This window comes from Mangrovivirga halotolerans (assembly GCF_026241165.1).
Lineage (GTDB): Bacteria > Bacteroidota > Bacteroidia > Cytophagales > Cyclobacteriaceae > Mangrovivirga > Mangrovivirga halotolerans.
Genome location: NZ_JAPFQN010000008.1, coordinates 1 through 15,048, shown reverse-complemented (window position 1 = coordinate 15,048; position 15,048 = coordinate 1). Strand labels below are relative to the sequence as shown.

The following is a 15,048-nucleotide window of genomic DNA, read 5'->3' as shown; positions in this document are numbered from 1 at the left end:
GATTTTAAACTGTATAAATTTACGATAATTGTCACTCTAATTGATCTAAGTTATGAAAATGAATGGTGTGAAGAAAGGTCTGCTTTCTCTCGTCCTTACTTTTTTTGTCGGAATAGCGACATTCGCTCAAGGGGACATGGAAGATGTGCAGTCGATGTTCATTTATCACTTTATAAAGTATATCGAATGGCCAGCTTCTAGTAATTCCGGGGATTTTGTTATTGGCGTAACTGGAAATGATGCGCTATATCAGCAAATCAATTCGAAGTTAAACGGGAAGCCAAGACCTGGAGGAAAAATAATTGTAAAGCAAATAAGTGATCCATCACAGGTTAATGGATTGCAGATTGTAGTTTTAGGTAAAAATAAATCAAGAGAATTTGATTCTTATAAAGCAAAGACAGCTGGAAAGCCAATACTCTTTATAACTGAAGATAGGGGGTTAGGTAAAAAAGGTAGTTCAATTAATTTCATTGTAGTTAATGGCAAGCTGAAATTCGAACTAAATAAATCAGTAATAGATGCACAAAAGTTAAGGGTTTCTTCCAGCCTTACTCAAGTTGCTGTTGTGATTTAAACTTTGTTTTTTGTTAAAAAAAAGCCGATTTCATTAATTGAAATCGGCTTTTTTATTTCATTTATTTTCTAGTGTTAGGACCTTATTGCGATTACAGGATCAAGTTTAGCTGCTTTAGCTGCAGGAATTAAACCTGACAAAATTCCCGTAAGTGAGGCAATAATTACGCCTATAACAATATTTTTAGCAGTTAATATTATTTCCAGGCTTCCCAGTGGCACAAATGTCAGGAGGTAAACCAAAATAATACCACAAAAACCTCCGATTAGACTAAGTAATAAAGATTCAAATAGAAACTGGGCTAGAATAAAATAATTTCTTGCTCCCAATGATTTTTGTATACCTATTAATGGAGTTCTTTCTTTAACTGTTACAAACATGATATTTGCTATTCCAAATCCACCGATCAGGATAGCGCACAATCCAATTATTGTACCCGCAACATTTACTACACCAAAAACCCCGGAAACTACATCTGCTATGGCTTCAGGTTTATTTATAGAAAAATTATCTTTTTCACCTGGTCGCAGACCCCTGACAGGTCTTAAAAGTCCTTTGATTTCTGATATTAATTGTTCAAGATCAGCGTCTTCTTCTAAACCACTTACACCAATAGTAGCCTCTCTACCATCATATTTACTACCCGTTAGATAAAGTTTCTGAAAAGCTTTGAAAGGAATTATGATTTTTTCATCATTACTTTCAATACCCAGAAAACTTTCACCGGCTTCTTCCAATACCCCAATTACTTTAAATTTATAGCCCCTATGTTTAATTTCATTTCCAATAGCAGGCTCATTCGGAAATAGTGAGGTAGCCACTGTATGACCGATAATCGCTACAGGTCTTCCACCTTCAACTTCCTGCATTGAAAAATATCTACCCATTCCAATAGGAGTATCCAGTAATTTAAAATAATCGTAGGTACTGCCCGTGAGGTTAACCGTTCCTATGCTGTTAGATCCATGTTTAAATGTCCTATTGCCTATTTCACTAATGATAGCAACGCCATTTTGATTTTTTAGATTTTCTTTCAGAAGCTCATATTCTTGATAAGTAGCCTGCGGTCTTTTAATATATTCCCACCAGGGAAAGTCCGGCCCTCCGACAAAAGGCCATTTTTGAATGTAAACCACGTCTGCACCTAGAAATGAAAAGCTATCTTTTATATTTCTTTCAAGTGAGTCAACCAGGGTATAAACGGCTATAATCAGGAAAATACCCACTGTAACTCCCAATAATGAGAGGGTGGTTCTTAGTAAGTTAGTTTTCAAGGCCGTGAAGGCAAAAACAAAGCTTTCGTATAACTGCCTGAGCATCTTTATGATTTATTTAAAGGAGTTTTTCAGAAGTAAGAAATGATTGTTAAGAAAATAAAAAACAATTCATTAGATTTGCAACCTTAAATTATTCTGTTCATTTTGAACAATATAGTGTAAATATACATATGAAGTTATCAGAGTTCAAATTCGATTTGCCCGAAGGTTCTATTGCGTTATATCCGGCTGAAAACAGGGATGAGTCTCGTTTAATGGTCGTAAACCGCAAAGAAGGAACAATTGAGCACCGCCTGTTTAAAGATATTATTGAATATTTTGATGAGGATGATGTGTTTGTTCCAAATGACACAAAAGTATTTCCTGCCAGAATGTATGGGAATAAAGAAAAGACCGGGGCAAAGATCGAAGTATTTTTACTTCGAGAGCTGAATAAAGATCTTCACCTATGGGATGTTCTTGTAGATCCAGCAAGAAAAATCCGTGTAGGTAATAAGCTTTACTTTGGCGAAAGCGATCTTGTAGCTGAAGTAGTTGATAATACAACCTCCAGAGGAAGAACTATCAGATTCTTGTTTGATGGTACCGATGAAGAGTTCTATGCTACTATAGATGCACTTGGTGAAACTCCCTTACCTAGAGAGATTAAAAGGGATACTGAAGCTGAAGACAGAGAGCGATATCAGACTATTTTCGCTAATGATAACAAGGTAGGAGCTGTTGCTGTCCCAAGTGCTGGCTTGCATTTCACTCCTCATGTAGTCAAGAGGCTCGAGCTTAAAGGGATTGAAATAGCACCAATTACTATGCATCTTGGTCTTGGAACGTTCAGACCTGTGGATGTGGAAGATCTTACAAAGCATAAGATGGATAGTGAAAACTTTACTGTCCCTCAATCTACAGTCGATATAGTTAATAATGCTCGTACAAATAAAAATAGAATTTGTGCTGTAGGTACAACTGCAATGAGAGCATTAGAGTCTTCTGTTTCAGCTAATAATGAACTGAAAGCAAATTCAGGTTGGACAGATAAATTTATTTTCCCTCCTTATGAATTTAAGATTTGTGACGCATTGCTAACAAATTTTCACCTGCCTGAGTCAACTTTATTGATGATGGCTGCTGCTTTCGGAGGCTATGACCTGATTATGGAAGCTTATCAAATAGCTATAAAAGAAGGTTATAGATTTTATGCTTACGGTGATGCAATGTTGATAATATAGATAATTTTATAAATTATATTAAATTCCGATCCTTACAGGTTCGGAATTTTTTTTGTCATGAAAAAGTTTGTCGTAATAGTAGCAGGGGGATCAGGGTCAAGGATGAAATCTGACATTCCCAAACAATTTTTGGTTCTCAACGGGATTCCCGTTTTAATGCATACCATTCAAAAATTTCATAAATCATTTAATGGAAGCATTACTGTAATACTAGTTTTACCAGTGAATCAGCATACATACTGGAATGAACTTTGCGAAAAATATAATTTTGATCTTCCTCATATCATAGCAGGAGGGGGTAATTCACGAATGCATTCAGTAGAAAATGGTCTTAAAAAGATTAATGAAGAAGGTATTGTAGCTATCCATGACGGTGTAAGGCCTTTGATCAGCGAGGAGGTGATTCGCAATTCTTTTTATGCTGCTGAAAAACATGGAAGTGGAGTAGTTTGTGTTCCTCCCAAGGATTCTTTAAGGAAAATATCAGATAATAATCGAAATATCACCCAGGCGGTAAACCGGTCTGACTATTTGTTAGTACAGACACCACAAACTTTCAGAGTCAAAGACATCAAAGAAGCTTTCGTAAAAGCAGACAATTATAATTTTACTGATGATGCCAGTGTATATGAAAACGCAGGGCAGAATATTCACGTCATAATTGGGAACTATGACAATATAAAAATCACGACACCTGAAGATCTTGTGATCGCAGAGTCACTCATTGGAAAATAATACAACCCCCGAATTATTTCGGGGGTATATAATTAATATTCGTCTTCGTTGAAGAAAAAGTCTTCTTTGGTTGGGTAATCAGGCCAAATCTCTTCAATGCTTTCAAAAGGTTGTCCATCATCTTCTAGTTCCTGAAGATTTTCAACAACTTCCAATGGTGCTCCTGATCTGATTGAAAAATCAATCAATTCGTCTTTAGTTGCCGGCCAAGGGGCATCTTCTAAATATGACGCAAGTTCTAATGTCCAATACATAACTTACTCTTTTAATAGATTCTAATTTTCCGCAAAAATAAAAATTCAGTTGAATAATCAAACCATTTATTTGATTCTTCTAATAAGAATATAAATCTTACCGCTAACTTTGCAAAGTTTAATACGACAAATTTTATATTTAGTTATTCTATCGAAAAATTGTGTTAATTTATTATATAAATATCAATTTTATCATCTGATATTTTTTAATAGAAGTAATCTATATGAGTGACGAAAAAATAATATTTTCAATGTCCGGCGTGGGCAAGATATATCCTCCTAAGAAACAGGTTCTTAAGGATATCTATTTATCTTTTTTTTATGGAGCAAAGATCGGAGTTATCGGTTTAAACGGAAGTGGTAAGTCCAGTTTGTTGCGCATTATCGCAGGCATTGATAAAGAATATCAAGGAGAAGTAGCTTTCAGTAAAGGTTATTCCGTTGGAATGCTTGAACAAGAACCTGAGCTTGATCATGAAAAAACTGTTAAGGAGGTAATCGAAGAAGGAGCTGGTGAGACAGTTGCTCTTTTAAAGGAATATGAAGAGATTAATAATCGATTTGCAGAGCCTGAAGTATTGGAAAATGCAAATCTGATGAATGAACTCATCGAAAAGCAAGGGGAAGTTCAGGAAAAGCTTGATCAGGTAAACGCCTGGGAACTTGACACAAAGCTTGAGATTGCTATGGATGCTTTAAGAACTCCTCCTGCTGATAAAAAGATAAGTGTACTTTCAGGAGGGGAGAAAAGGCGTGTTGCTTTATGTCGATTACTCTTACAAGAACCTGATGTACTATTACTTGATGAGCCTACCAACCACCTTGATGCTGAATCTATTTTATGGCTGGAGCAACATCTTAAACAATATAAAGGTACTGTTATTGCAGTAACTCACGACAGATATTTCCTTGATAATGTTGCAGGATGGATTCTTGAATTAGACAGAGGACATGGGATTCCATGGAAAGGTAATTATTCATCCTGGCTTGAGCAGAAGCAAAAAAGACTTGCCGAAGAAGAGAAATCTGAATCTAAGAGACAAAAGACTCTTGAAAGGGAGTTGGAATGGATCAAGATGACTCCGAAGGGCCGGCATGCCAAGCAAAAGGCCAGATTGAATGCTTATGATAAAATGGTGGGTCAGGAAGCCAGGGAAAAAGAGGCTTCGCTGGAATTATACATTCCACCGGGGCCACGGTTGGGAAGTAAGGTGATCGAGGCTAAAAATGTATCTAAAGCTTATGGTGATAAAGTTCTTTTTGAAGATCTTTCTTTTTCCCTTCCTCAGGGAGGTGTAGTTGGAGTTATTGGTCCAAACGGAGCAGGTAAAACTACTTTATTTAACCTGATCACTGGTAAGGAAAAACCAGATACAGGAGAGTTTGAAACAGGTTCTTCAGTTAAGTTGGCCTATGTGGATCAGGAACATGATGATCTTAAACCAGATGAATCAGTTTGGCAGGCTATTTCGGAAGGAAACGAGTGGATTGAACTGGGTAATGTAAAAGTTAACAGCAGAGCCTATGTCAGCAGATTTAATTTTAGTGGTTCAGACCAGGAGAAAAAAGTTGGAAAGTTATCCGGAGGGGAGAGAAACCGGGTTCATCTTGCGATGACTCTGAAAGAAGGCGCTAACTTAATTTTACTTGATGAGCCAACAAACGACCTCGATGTAAATACTTTAAGAGCATTAGAGGAAGCCATTGAAAATTTTGCCGGAAGTGCTGTAATTATTTCACACGACCGATGGTTTTTAGACAGAATTTGTACTCATATTCTTGCTTTCGAGGGAGATTCACAGGTTTATTGGTTTGAAGGGAACTTTACCGAATATGAGGAAAACAGGAAAAAAAGATTGGGTGACACCCAACCAAAGAGGATTAAATATAAGAAGCTTATTAAATAACAGATCATGAACAAACGACACATTTTTTCTTTATTGGCCATTGTACTATTAATGTCTTCTTGTTTCAATTTCAAGGAGAGAATCTTTCTAAAAAAAGATGGTTCCGGAACTTATACCTTCACCATTGATATGTCGGCTTTAAAGCCGATGATGGAAGCCTTTGAAAATATGGCGGATTCTACTCAAACTGATGATGAGAAAAAGGAAGGTCCGAAAGATATGACTAAAAAGTTCGATGATGATATGCAGAAGGACAAAGAACTTCTCGAATCTGTTGATGGAATTACGAATGTTGAAGCCATATCTGATGAGGAAACATTTAATTTCGGATTAAAATTTGATTTCGCCGATGTTAAAGCTTTAAATAATGCTTTAAATGCCATGAATAAGAAGGAGAATGAAAATTATCAGGAAAAAGAATTCTTTAAATACAGTAAAAAATCTTTCGAGAGGGTTTCTTTATTTCTAGATAAAAGTGAGTTAAAACAAGAAATGAGTGAAGAAAGTGATGAAGAAATGACTGATCAGGATTTTGAGCAAATGTCTCAGATGTTCGGAGATATGACTTATACTACTGAATATGTTTTCGAGCAGCCTGTAAAGAATATTTCGAATCAAAATGCAATGATGTCTCCTGATGGTAAAAAAGTAACTATCGAGACTAAGATCTTAAAAGAGGAAGAAGGGGAAAGTGGCCCGACTAAATTCTCATTTTAAAAATTAAATCTCTGAGAGGATTTGTGATGCATGGATGATTTTAATTTTTTGATTTTACCTAACGGTATAAAAGTAGTTCACAAAGAAATAAATTCAACCCGGCTTGTTCATGCCGGGATTGTTTTAGATGTAGGTTCCAGAGATGAGGATCCTGACGAATTAGGTCTTGCTCATTTCTGGGAGCACATGGCTTTTAAAGGAACAAAAAAAAGAAAAGCATATCATATTTTAAGCAGATTAGATAGTGTGGGTGGTGAACTGAATGCCTATACAACAAAAGAAAAGGTCTGCTTTTATGCTTCTGTTTTAGACACCTATGTAGATAAAGCCGTAGATATCATTTCTGATATAACTTTTAATTCAGTTTTTCCTGAAAAACAGATCGAGAAGGAAAGGGGGGTTATACTGGAAGAAATGTCCATGTATTATGATTCCCCGGAAGATGCGATCCAGGATGATTTTGATGAAATTGTTTTTTCAGGTCACCCTTTAGGTAATAATATCCTTGGCACAAAGCAAAGTGTTTTAAATTTCACTAAGGATGATTTTTTGAAATTTATTTCGAAAAACATGGATACCTCCCGAATGGTATTTAGTATCACTGGAAATATAAGCTGGAAAAAAGTTCTGAAGCTGTGTGATAAATATCTTTCCATTCACGAACCCCGGGTGAGATCATCTAATAGGGAAGAATTTAAAAATTATATTCCAAGGCATGTAGAAATAAAACGCCCTACAACACAGGCACACTGTGCAATTGGATGTGAGGCTTACAATCTTCACGACGAAAAACGGTTACCTTTTTTCACCTTAACAAATATCCTGGGTGGACCGGCAATGAGCTCGAGGCTTAACATGGGAATAAGAGAAAAGTATGGATATGTGTATGCTATTGATGCTTCTTATCAGTCTTTTACAGATACTGGTCTATTTTCAATATTTTTTGCTACCGAGCAAAAGCAATTAAAAAGATGTATTAATCTTGTCAACAAAGAGCTTGAGAAATTAAAGACTACCAAATTAGGTTCTCTTCAATTGCATAAAGCCAAAGGGCAGATTATGGGGCAGCTGGCTATGGCAGAAGAAAATAATGTTAGTCTCATGCTTTTAATGGCAAAAAGCCTTTTAGATCTTGGCAGGATAGAGTCATTAAAAGAAATTTTCTCCCGGATTGATTCAATTTCCGCTGAGGATTTGCTTGAAGTTTCAAATGAGATTTTACAGTCTGATCAATTAAGTTTATTAACTTTCTTACCTCAAAACCATTAAAAATGCAGTTTTTGCCCGAAGACATATATAAATATACTGTAGAGCATACACAGGAAGAGCCGGAAGTATTAAAAGAATTAGATAGAGATACTCATCTAAATGTGTTAATGCCTCGTATGATTTCAGGGCATCTTATGGGGCGTGTTCTTGCGATGCTTTCGAAAATGATCAGACCAAAATTTATTTTGGAAGTAGGAACTTATACTGGATATAGTGCTATTTGCTTTGCTGAAGGACTGCAAGAAAACGGACATATTTTCACTATTGATAAGAATGAGGAAATAGAAGAGATGGCAGAGCGTTATATTGAAAAGGCCGGGTTAAATGATAGAATCACCAGGATTCAAGGCGTTGCCTCTGAAGTAATTCCTACTCTTAATAATAAATGGGATATAGTTTTTCTGGATGCAGACAAAAAAAATTACGATCTTTATTATGATCAGGTTTTTGAAAATGTAAATAAGGGAGGATTTATCCTTGTGGATAATGTATTGTGGAGCGGAAAAGTCGTTGGAATGCACGGAAAAAAAATAGATTCTGACACCCGGGCGATAATGGATTTTAACGAGAGGGTTCACAACGATGAAAGAGTTGAAAATGTGTTATTCCCAATTAGAGACGGATTAATGGTTTTAAGAAAAAAATAAACAGATATAACAGGCAGCGATGAGGATTTTTTTGAGTTTTTTAATTTGTTTTTTCTTTATTTTTTCGGTTTCTGCACAGTCACCGAAAGTGCCGGAAGTCATTCACTTCGCAGATCTTAAATTAAAATTAAGCAATAAGCTTCAGAAGGAGATTCAAGCTGAGGTAGACAATCTTACTCGGTATCCAAAATACTTTAATATTAAAGTAGATCGGGCGTTAATGTATTTCCCCTTGATTGAACGAGTTTTCAGGGAACAGAAACTTCCGGAAGATTTTAAATATCTTGTATTACAGGAAAGTGCTTTAATAGGCGATGCAGTTAGCTCATCAAATGCGGTAGGTTACTGGCAGTTTAAAGATTTTACAGGGCTTGAAGTTGGTTTGAAGATTGACAGGCGTATTGATGAACGAATGCATATCGTTAGAGCAAGTGAAGGCGCGGCAAAATACTTAAAGACCAATAATGCATTTTTTGATAATTGGCTCTATGCTCTGCAGGCTTACCAAATGGGTAGAGGAGGCGCTGAGAAAGTTGTTGACAAGAGGGAGTATGGAGCTAAAAAAATGAATCTCGACGCCGATCTTTATTGGTATGTCAAAAAATTTCTGGCACATAAAATAGCTTTTGAATACGGAATAAAAGAAAGAATGCAGCCTGCTAATGATCTTGTTCTTGTTGAGTATTATGACGGAGCAGGCCTTGACCTGAGTGATGTATCAAAAAAACTGAAAGTCTCTGAAGAGCAATTAACGACCTACAATAAGTGGTTAAGAAGAGGTAACATACCAGATGATAAAAAACTGGCTTTACTTGTACCGGTGTCAAAAGACCAGGCTAAATATTATATCAAAGGCGAGCGGTTAGGTGTTCCGGAACCTACAGTAATCACTGCATCCAATAAGATTAAATCCAAAAGACGCCTTGATCCAGTGGTAGGCATAGTTCCTGCCAGGTTAAAAGTAAATGGCAGAGAAGCTATTGTGGCAGAAAGTGGTGATACCTTTGAGTGGTTGGCAGTCCATGCCGCTATACCTCTAAACAGATTTTTAAGATATAATGATATTGATGGTGATGAAAAGATTAAAAACGGCCAAATTTTTTATACTGAAAGAAAAAAGGGAAGAGCTAACGTTCATTACCATACTTTAAAAAATGATGAATCCCTTTGGGAAGTTTCTCAAAAATATGGGATAAGGTTGAAATCTCTGTTAAGGAAAAACAGGCTTGATGGCCAAAATGATATCAATGTTAAACCAGGCTTAATTGTCTGGCTAAGAGATAAAAGGCCAAAAGATGAACCATACAAATACAAACAAACACAAGATTTAATACCTGTCGAAGATACTAATAAAACCATCCTTGCTAAAAAAGATGAACCAACAGACGACTTTTCAGGGCCGTTGTCAGTGAATGAGTCTGGAAAACTCGCTGTTAACGAAAATGATAAATCGATTGATGAGGATAATTTTGTGAAATCTGAAAATATTTCTTTTGATAAACCTGAAAACCAAAATGATACTAATCAGCAAAATGTTACTCAGCAGGTTGCTGGAAATTCAAAAAATATTGAGGCCGGAAAAATACTAGAGTTTAATCAGAATAGTAAAGAAGCTGAAGTAGAGGAGGTCGAAGAATCTCAAGTTACAAGAGAGATAGTTTTGACGGATGAGCCTAATTTGACATCAGATAGTACAATTCAGGAAAAGAGGGAAATAGCAACTAATAAAGATGAAGTAGATCTACCAGTTAAGAATTCTATTCCTACTTCCACTGAAGAAGTAAGTCATTCGATTAATAAAGAAATTCCTGTTATTGCTGTTGATAGTTTGCAACCAAAAGTGGTGGTGAATGAAGATGGGTTGGATGTAATAAGCTATGGATCTAATCCCATGAATAGGTCAGAGCAAAATGAAGAGCAAATTAAGAATGATTCCAGAGCAACTGAGGAAAAAGATTTTGATCTTTTAGAAAATGGTAAATCAGAAACAAATAAAATAACAGAAGAGGATAAACATGACATTGAAAGTAAAATCATACATAGTGTAGTTAAAGGGGAGACATATTATTCAATTTCCCGGAAATATGACGTTACTGTAGGTGAGCTATTAAGAAAAAATTCATTGTCGATTGACTCAGTTTTAAGCATAGGTCAGGAGCTTAAAATACCTCTTGGAGGTGAAAGTATAGACTCTGATCTAATCGAGGCCAGGGCATATAAGAAAATGGATAATTCTAAAAAAGATAACCCGTCAATGTCAGGATATGAAGTTTATATTGTAAAAAAAGGAGATAGCTTATACAAGATTGCCAGGGAGAATGACGTTACGATACAACAGGTAATGGACTGGAATGGAAAGACAGATTTTGATATTAGTGAAGGTGAAGAATTGAAAATTAAAAAAGTAAAATAAGCTCGAACTATTTTACAATCGAGTAGAAATTTATATTTTAGTCAAATCATAAATTAAACTTGTTTGGTAGTTATTTAGTCAATTCATTACATTTTAACTTTTTATTATTTTATTATTAATATATTTGAATTGATTATCAGCAAGTAAAATAAATCAAATAGTAGTTAATGGCAGCTGAAGAAAAAAGCATTGATCTGGTTATGCTGGTAGACGATAATGATACTGATAATTTTATCAGTAAGCGTATTATCGAAATTACCGGTTTTGCGAAGAATGTAGAAATAAAGAATTCAGGCAAGAGTGCTCTTGAATATATCGAGCAAAACAAGGATAACCCTGAAAAGCTTCCAAACATCATATTTTTGGATATCAATATGCCGATCGTTGATGGCTTTGTATTCTTGTATGAGTTTGAAAAATTCGCAGAAATTGTAAAAGATAAGTGTAAAGTGATTATTCTGTCCAGCTCAGATAATAAGCGGGATATTGATAAGATCGTTAATAACGACCACGTTATTAAATTTATTACAAAACCACTTACAGAAAACGCTTTACAGGAAATAAAAGAAATGGGAGTAGCGTAAGTGCTACTCTTTTTTTACGATTCTGGGTCTAAGCCTAATTTATCAATTAGGGATTGTAACAAAGGAACCTCATTTTTAAGATAATCGAATTTGTCCCTGTCTGTATATAATTTATTACCAGATCCTTGATTTGATGATAATTCATGGGTAAGTGAAAGTTCAGGGTGGTCTATGCGGCTTTTCAAATATCCAAAAATCTCTCCCTTCCTTTCTATAAATAATTCTTCCTGAACACTACTATTTATGCTCAGTACTACTTGCCCCTTTTCTCCCAACCTGAATGGCTGTTTAAGCATTACTTGAAGTAAGGCACTTGAGTTTTTGACTTTCTCCTGTAATTCTTTAAAAGCAGTTTCTATATTTTCCTTATTAAACGCAAGCTTTTCGTTGGGCTGACTATCATTTGCAAAATCCTGTGTTCTGTCAATTCCCTCTTTTTCATTCTGAGGTTTGGAAGCAGAATAAGCTGATTGACTTACTTTGTTTTTAAGATCGTCAAGACTCGGCAGCTTTGCTGATTTCTTTAAATTATTTTTCAGCCCGGCTTTTATTTCAGTGCCTAAAGATTTATTCGAAGATTTAGATTTAACTATTTCGATGTCCTCTTTGGACGGCTTACCTTGATCTGGCTTTTCGACTGATTTTGCACTTGTGTTTTCTTCAGCTTTTGCCTGTCTTAACTGACTACTTTTTTTTTTAATTCAGCAGCCAGCGATAATGCCGACGGAAGATTGGCAAGTTTCATTAAGGTTAGCTCAATCAACAATCGCTGATTTTTGCTGCTCTTAAATTGAATATCAGCCTGGTTACAAAGATTTAATGCACTTAGAATAAATGATTGACTAACTGCCTGAGCTTGTTCGTTGTATTTTTCCTTAACCTTATCAGAGACATTCAAGAGATTAATAGTCTCCTTGTCTTTACACATCATCAGATCTCTAAAATGACTTGATAAACCGTTTATGAAATTATGGCTGTCAAACCCTTTACTGATGATTTCATTATAAATTAATAAAGCCTGAGCACTATTCTGATCTTTTAATGCATCAGTAACTTTGAAATAATAATCATAATCCAGGATGTGAAGATTATCGATGGTTGTTTTATAATCGACACTTCTGTCTTTAGAAAAGGTTACTATTAAATCAAAAATTGACAAGGCATCTCTCAGTGCACCATCTGCTTTTTGAGCGATTAGGTGGAGAGCTTCAGGTTCGGTTTTTATTTCCTCTCTGTCAGCGATCTGCTTTAAATGATCAGCAATATCACTTACCTGGATACGATTAAAATCATAGATCTGACAACGAGAAAGAATCGTAGGAATGATCTTGTGTTTTTCGGTAGTAGCCAGAATAAAAATTGCGTAAGGAGGAGGTTCTTCCAAAGTTTTAAGAAAAGCATTGAAAGCCGCATTTGATAACATGTGAACCTCATCAATGATATAAACTTTGTAGTCACCGTGTTGAGGCGGGTATCTCACCTGGTCAACGAGGTTTCTAATGTCGTCGACAGAGTTGTTAGAAGCAGCATCAAGTTCGTAGATGTTCATCGAACTTTTTTCAGAACCTTGCTCAAATCCATTAATCAACCTGGCAACGATGCGTGCACAAGTCGTTTTGCCAACTCCTCTAGGACCACAAAAAAGTAAGGCCTGGGCCAATTGATTCTTATCTATGGCATTTTGAAGCGTAGTAGTAATGTGACTTTGACCGACAACTTCGTCAAAACCTTTGGGTCTGTATTTTCTGGCTGAGACTACAAAATTTTCCATCGCTGCAAGATAAAAAGTTTATAGTAAATAGATGACTAAAAATTAAAATTCTTCTTATTATAAAAACAATGATCCTTTAAATAGCAGGAATAAATACACATAAACCATTTAATTCATTTCTTATTTTTATGCTTATCGAAGCTCAGTTTTAGTTAGTATGATTATTTAAAGAATATTTATTTTATAGGCAAGAGCCGATCTGTCTCTTAATTGGTGTTAACTTATTGAATATGAGTGATTAAGAACGGTGTTTTTAATGTTTAAAATTATTGACTTGAATTGTAATGTCTTTTTTTTCGTCGAAATAAGTTTGTAGCATTTTAATCATTCGATTATCATTGCGGCAGTTAAAATTTTTCAACTTATTTATTTTTTAACAATACTATGAAAAAGTTATTATTTGCAATTGCTGCATTGGTATTTATCAACGTAGCGTCTAACGCACAAGAATTTAAGCCATTTAGTGTAGGAATTGATTTCGGTTACGGAATCCCTACTGGTGAAACTTTACAAGGTGGAATCATCTTCGCTGTTGAGCCAGCTTACAAATTTTCTGATCAAGTAGAAGCTTCTTTAAAGTATGAAGGTGCATTATTAGCAGGTGTTTCTGCTGACGGTACTACTGCTGATGTTTCAGCAATCGGATCTTGGTTAGTTGGTGGTAAATATTACTTCAACACTAACGATTTCCGTCCTTACGGTGGTCTTGGTTTAGGTATCTACAACATCGGTACTGCTACTATCACAGATAGCTCTACTGGTGACGATGTAGTTGCTGGTGGAACTAAGTTTGGATTTGCTCCAAGAGTAGGTTTCCAGTACAAGCACATCAGACTAGGTGCTGAGTATAACACTGTATTAGGTGTTGATGAAGCTTTAGGTAGCCAAAACTACTTATCAATTAAATTTGGAGTAGTAATCGGTGGTGGAAGATACTAATCACTGATAAAATATTATATAAGAGGGCAGGAGGTTATTCCTGCCCTTTTTTTGTAACTTCGAATTTATATTCTCGTAATAATACGAGGGTGCTCCATAAACGAATGGGGCCGACCGGTTTTGACGGTAAGATGAGTCATGTACTTGCGTGCCGGGTGGTGAGTGTACATCCGTAAGCAATTCACTTAAACTATAATTGGCGAGAATAACTACGCCATGGCTGCCTAATTCAGACTTCCTAGAAGCTGAAAGGGCTTAAACGGTTGAGTCGACGGTAAACATCGACTCCCGAGCCACATCTCACAGCGCTTTGTTTTGTCGGCGCTGAATCGAGGTGACGATCAGGCAAAACTAGCGCCACGATGCTGCTAAGTGGTTGCGAAACTCTAGCAGATAAGCTGTAGATAGGAACGTTGCCTTTCCAGTCTGCAGTCGAAAACCTGACAGGCAACTACGCATGTAGACGGTGCATAGGTTCGCTTATCCGGACGAGGGTTCGAATCCCTCCGGCTCCACAAAATGAACCTCAAAAGAGCATAAGCAGCTATCATTAATTTGGCAGCTGCTTTTTTTTATGTATGGCCGGAGGGATGCTTCCCTCAAGCCTGCTCCTCGCTAAAACACTTCACAGGAGTGTTTTTAAACGCTCGGCCACCCATCCGGCTCCACAAAATGAACCTCAAAAGAGCATAAGCAGCTATCATTAATTTGGTAGCTGCTTTTTTTTATGTATGG

General features: G+C 36.1%; 14 protein-coding genes and 1 other RNA gene. 11 read left to right on the top strand and 4 right to left on the bottom strand.

The annotated features are described in order from the left end of the window. Nucleotides 1-52 precede the first annotated feature (52 nt). Nucleotides 53-577 (top strand): YfiR family protein, encoded by a 525-nt coding sequence (locus OO013_RS14815; RefSeq protein ID WP_266057698.1) that lies wholly within the window; start codon nt 53-55, stop codon nt 575-577. A 74-nt stretch (nt 578-651) separates the two neighbouring features. Here the strand turns inward: OO013_RS14815 and OO013_RS14810 are convergent, their stop codons facing one another. Further along, entirely contained in the window at nt 652-1,896 is a 1,245-nt protein-coding gene (locus OO013_RS14810; RefSeq protein ID WP_305067240.1) for an ABC transporter permease, read from the bottom strand. A 128-nt stretch (nt 1,897-2,024) separates the two neighbouring features. Here OO013_RS14810 and queA point away from each other — a divergent pair, with 128 nt between their 5' ends. Beyond that, nucleotides 2,025-3,077 (top strand): tRNA preQ1(34) S-adenosylmethionine ribosyltransferase-isomerase QueA, encoded by a 1,053-nt coding sequence (gene queA / locus OO013_RS14805; RefSeq protein ID WP_266057696.1) that lies wholly within the window; start codon nt 2,025-2,027, stop codon nt 3,075-3,077. A gap of 57 nt (nt 3,078-3,134) precedes the next feature. Beyond that, entirely contained in the window at nt 3,135-3,812 is a 678-nt protein-coding gene (locus tag OO013_RS14800) for a 2-C-methyl-D-erythritol 4-phosphate cytidylyltransferase (RefSeq protein ID WP_266057695.1), read from the top strand. A 32-nt stretch (nt 3,813-3,844) separates the two neighbouring features. On the opposite strand, the gene OO013_RS14795 is transcribed toward OO013_RS14800, so the two are convergent. Further along, nucleotides 3,845-4,066 carry a DUF2795 domain-containing protein gene (locus OO013_RS14795; protein WP_137089532.1) on the bottom strand — a complete coding sequence of 74 codons (222 nt, stop codon included), beginning with the start codon at nt 4,064-4,066 and terminating at the stop codon, nt 3,845-3,847. Between the two features lie 224 nt (nt 4,067-4,290). Here OO013_RS14795 and ettA point away from each other — a divergent pair, with 224 nt between their 5' ends. The 6 genes from ettA to OO013_RS14765 all read left to right on the top strand — a co-directional run bounded on the left by ettA (nt 4,291) and on the right by OO013_RS14765 (nt 11,603). Then, nucleotides 4,291-5,973 (top strand): energy-dependent translational throttle protein EttA, encoded by a 1,683-nt coding sequence (gene ettA / locus OO013_RS14790; RefSeq protein WP_266057694.1) that lies wholly within the window; start codon nt 4,291-4,293, stop codon nt 5,971-5,973. Between the two features lie 6 nt (nt 5,974-5,979). Beyond that, the gene (locus OO013_RS14785; RefSeq protein WP_266057693.1) at nt 5,980-6,690 is read left to right on the top strand and encodes a hypothetical protein; all 711 of its coding nucleotides are present in this window, start codon (nt 5,980-5,982) and stop codon (nt 6,688-6,690) included. Between the two features lie 30 nt (nt 6,691-6,720). Then, nucleotides 6,721-7,959 carry a M16 family metallopeptidase gene (locus tag OO013_RS14780; RefSeq protein ID WP_266057692.1) on the top strand — a complete coding sequence of 413 codons (1,239 nt, stop codon included), beginning with the start codon at nt 6,721-6,723 and terminating at the stop codon, nt 7,957-7,959. Between the two features lie 2 nt (nt 7,960-7,961). After that, nucleotides 7,962-8,606, top strand: a complete 645-nt coding sequence (locus OO013_RS14775) for an O-methyltransferase (protein ID WP_266057691.1) — start codon at nt 7,962-7,964, stop codon at nt 8,604-8,606. Nucleotides 8,607-8,694: 88 nt separating this feature from the next. Further along, the gene (locus OO013_RS14770) at nt 8,695-11,019 is read left to right on the top strand and encodes a LysM peptidoglycan-binding domain-containing protein (protein ID WP_266057690.1); all 2,325 of its coding nucleotides are present in this window, start codon (nt 8,695-8,697) and stop codon (nt 11,017-11,019) included. A 167-nt stretch (nt 11,020-11,186) separates the two neighbouring features. After that, entirely contained in the window at nt 11,187-11,603 is a 417-nt protein-coding gene (locus OO013_RS14765; RefSeq protein ID WP_266057689.1) for a response regulator, read from the top strand. A gap of 14 nt (nt 11,604-11,617) precedes the next feature. On the opposite strand, the gene OO013_RS14760 is transcribed toward OO013_RS14765, so the two are convergent. Beyond that, nucleotides 11,618-11,962, bottom strand: a complete 345-nt coding sequence (locus OO013_RS14760) for a DUF8439 domain-containing protein (protein ID WP_500796399.1) — start codon at nt 11,960-11,962, stop codon at nt 11,618-11,620. Between the two features lie 317 nt (nt 11,963-12,279). Then, nucleotides 12,280-13,374 (bottom strand): DNA polymerase III subunit gamma/tau, encoded by a 1,095-nt coding sequence (dnaX, locus tag OO013_RS14755; protein ID WP_266057687.1) that lies wholly within the window; start codon nt 13,372-13,374, stop codon nt 12,280-12,282. 384 nt (nt 13,375-13,758) lie between these two features. Here dnaX and OO013_RS14750 point away from each other — a divergent pair, with 384 nt between their 5' ends. Together OO013_RS14750 and ssrA are read left to right on the top strand one after the other, a co-directional pair. After that, nucleotides 13,759-14,313 carry an outer membrane beta-barrel protein gene (locus OO013_RS14750; RefSeq protein ID WP_266057686.1) on the top strand — a complete coding sequence of 185 codons (555 nt, stop codon included), beginning with the start codon at nt 13,759-13,761 and terminating at the stop codon, nt 14,311-14,313. A gap of 106 nt (nt 14,314-14,419) precedes the next feature. After that, nucleotides 14,420-14,831: a transfer-messenger RNA gene (ssrA, locus tag OO013_RS14745) on the top strand. Nucleotides 14,832-15,048: the final 217 nt, after the last annotated feature.